Origin of the sequence: Binatus sp. (SeqCode) (assembly GCF_050013435.1) — a bacterium.
In the GTDB taxonomy this organism is placed as follows: Bacteria; Desulfobacterota; Binatia; order Binatales; family Binataceae; genus Binatus.
On record NZ_JBEKFG010000145.1, the window covers coordinates 1 to 3,125 of the forward strand.

Below are 3,125 nucleotides of genomic sequence, written 5' to 3' on the forward strand. Positions count from 1 at the left end.
ATCAGGGCGGCCGGCCTCCACCCGACCGCCACCAAGTCCTTGAACGAAGTCTTCATGCCCAGCGCTGCGATCGCCGTGACTAGGCACCAGCGAGACACATCACCCTAAAAACGGCAGTTGGCGTTGGATGGTCGGCTGATTGCTTGGCTTTTTCGACCAGCGGTTGTGGGTCAGCTGGGCGCGAGGCGTGGGGGCGAACGCAACTGACAGCCCTGAAGGAAAACTTGGAAGGCTCTCGCGAGGATTCGCCGCCAGCGTTGCAGGCCCGTCAACTGCTCCGCAGTTTTTGCGAGTTCGCGTAGAAAAATGGCGACGGCGCGGAGCGCCTTCGCGGCGGGAATCGCCCGGGCGTGTGAACTCGCCACAGTTATCGTTGTTTGTCTCGCATGCCGCACCCGCGTGGCAATGGCATGCAAGAGCAATGGCCGACTGGTGATAGCCTCCATATGCCGGTCCGGCTCGACCAGACGAACGAAGATGTTCCACCAGTCGTAAAACAGCGCGACGAGGCGCGCGGCTAGCTGGCAACGAGCAAGGTCCTGCGTTACGAAGCCACCCCAGCCCCATTGGTTCTTCAACTCGTCGAAAATATTCTCGATATCCCATTCAGAATACCGCTCATAATTTGACGGAAAGCGACGAATCGCCGAGAATCAGCTTCGAAGCGCTATCCGCACTGGCGCGTTGGCTTGTATCCCGCGATGAGCGATCTGCCGGCGTCGATTTGGAACATGTTGCCCCCGGAACGGCGGGGACGCATAGCGACGCTCCTGGGACAAATGGCCTTGCATCGGATGCGCGACGCGACAGTTGCCCCGGAGGCGCCCAATGACGGGCCTTGTCCAACGTCGCAGCGGCTTGGTCTGCGACAAGATTCTGCGGCGCCACCAAGACCGGCTGGCGATTGTCTATGTCCGCCAATCCACGGTTCAACAGGTTGAGCGTCATCAGGAGTCGACCAAGCTGCAATACGCGCTCGCGGATCGCGCGGCGCAATTTGGCTGGATGCAGGAGCAAATCATCGTCATCGACGAGGATCTCGGGCGCTCCGGCGCCAGCATCGAGGGGCGCTTGGGTTTTCAGCGGTTGGTCGCTGAGGTCGGCCTTGGCAAAGTTGGGCTCGTGCTCGGCGTCGAGATGTCTCGGCTGGCGCGATCCTGCCGGGATTGGCATCAGCTTCTGGAAATCTGCGCGCTGTTCGACACTCTGATCGCCGACGCCGACGGGGTGTATGATCCAGCCAATTACAACGATCGTCTGCTGCTGGGGCTCAAAGGGACGATGTCGGAAGCTGAGCTGCATATCCTCAAGGCAAGGATGCTCGCGGGCCGGAAAGCCAAGGCGCGGCGGGGCGAACTGGGCAAGGCCGTGCCGATGGGCTATGTGCGCTGCCCCTCTGGCGAGGTGGCGTTCGATCCTGACGAGCAGGCGCAGGCGACGATCCGCCTGGTCTTCGACTTGTTCGATCGCTTCAAGACGGTCGGCAAGGTGATGATCTATCTGGCCGAAAACGAAATCCGCATGCCGGTGCGCTTGCGAAGCGGACCGAAAAAAGGCGATCTCGAATGGCGCCGCGTCAATCGCGCGTCTTTGCTCAACCTCTTCGCCAATCCCATCTATGCAGGCGTCTACGCCTATGGCGTGCGAGCGGTCGAGAAGCGCCGGCAGAAGCCCGGGCGACCGGGAACCGGGCGCAAAGCGCCGCGCCCCGCGGACGCCGAGGTCTTTTTGCACGATCACTTGCCGGCCTACATCAGCTTTGAGCGCTATGAACGCAACCAAGCGCAATTGCGATCCAACAGAGCAGATTGGGGCGGAGCGCCGCGGGCGGGAACCGCTCTTCTTTCCGGCCTGCTCGTTTGCGGCTGCTGCGGCCTGCGTATGCTCGCGCAATACAACAACAACGGCCATACGGCGCGCTACACCTGCCAGGCGATGAAGAGCAGCTACGGCGATCCCTACTGCCAATCGTTGAAGGCTCAGCCATTGGATGCGTTGATTGCGCGTCTCGTGCTCAACGCGGTGGCGCCGGCGGCGATCGAGGCGAGCTTGGCGCTCGCCCAAAATCTCGAGGCCGAGCGCGCGGCGCTCGATCGCCATTGGCGCCAGAGGCTGGAGCGCGCAGGCTACGAGGTCGAACGCGCGCACCGACAGTATGCCGCCGTGGAGCCGGAAAACCGGCTGGTGGCGCGCACGCTCGAACGCCACTGGGAAGCGGCGCTAACAGAACAGGCGCGCCTGGAGGCCGAATACGAACGCCATAAGCGAACGCGGCGGCATGCGCCGAGCGTGGTCGAACTCGCGGCGATCCGCGAATTGACGCATGACTTGCCTGCGCTCTGGCAAGCCGAAACCACGATGCAATTGGAGCGGCAGACCATTGTGCGCTTGCTGCTCGAACGGGTTGTGGTTGAGGTCGTCGCGGGCACGGAAAAGGTCCGCGTCGAATGCCATTGGCATGGCGGGAGCCGCACAACGCACGAGCTGACGCGTCCCGTCGCGCGTCTTGCGATGCTCAGCACTTATGCAGCGCTGACGGCCCGCGCCGCAGAGCTGCGCCACGAGGGGTGCGAATGCGCGAAGATCGCCGAGATCCTGAACGCCGAAGGATGGCGCCCGGCCAAGCGTCGCGACACCTTCAATGCGCAAATGGTTCATCATCTCCTGCTCAAATCGGGAGCCGAGACGCTCAAATATCGCCGTCGGCCGTCGCACATCGAGCGCTTGGAGAACGAATGGACGATCCGCGAACTCGCGCAAGAGATCGGAATGCCGCAGCCGACCCTCTACACCTGGGTCCAGAAGGGACGCCTATCCTGTCGAAACATTGGCGGCGGCTCGAAACGTGCCAAGCTGGTGCGCGCCGACGCCGAGACGATCGCCGCGTTGAAGGCGATCCGCGCGACGCCGCCGCATTGGCGCCGCCCGCCGCCGGGGCTCGCCAACAGCGCCGCCACCCCTGCCACAGAATCTTGAGAGTCGCCATGCCTGGTCGATATCGATCTTGTGGCGTTGTTTGTAGAGGTCGGCGTCATAGGGGATCGCGACTTTCCGGTTTGATTTCGAGGGAATGCAGGCCGCGACGCCGCGTTTGGCGAGGGCGGCACGGAACCAGTCGGCGTCAT

General features: G+C 62.9%; 2 protein-coding genes and 1 pseudogene. 1 reads left to right on the forward strand and 2 read right to left on the reverse strand.

Going from position 1 to position 3,125, the window contains the following annotated elements:
- A pseudogene (locus ABSB13_RS16960) lies at nt 1–101 on the reverse strand (putative sulfate exporter family transporter); the annotation flags it as partial.
- A gap of 69 nt (nt 102–170) precedes the next feature.
- Nucleotides 171–578, reverse strand: coding sequence for a hypothetical protein (locus ABSB13_RS16965; protein ID WP_428110530.1), 408 nt, complete (start codon nt 576–578; stop codon nt 171–173).
- A 280-nt stretch (nt 579–858) separates the two neighbouring features.
- Here ABSB13_RS16965 and ABSB13_RS16970 point away from each other — a divergent pair, with 280 nt between their 5' ends.
- A complete protein-coding gene (locus ABSB13_RS16970; protein WP_428110532.1) occupies nt 859–2,976 on the forward strand; it encodes a recombinase family protein in 2,118 nt (705 codons plus the stop codon).
- The last annotated feature ends 149 nt before the right edge of the window (nt 2,977–3,125 follow it).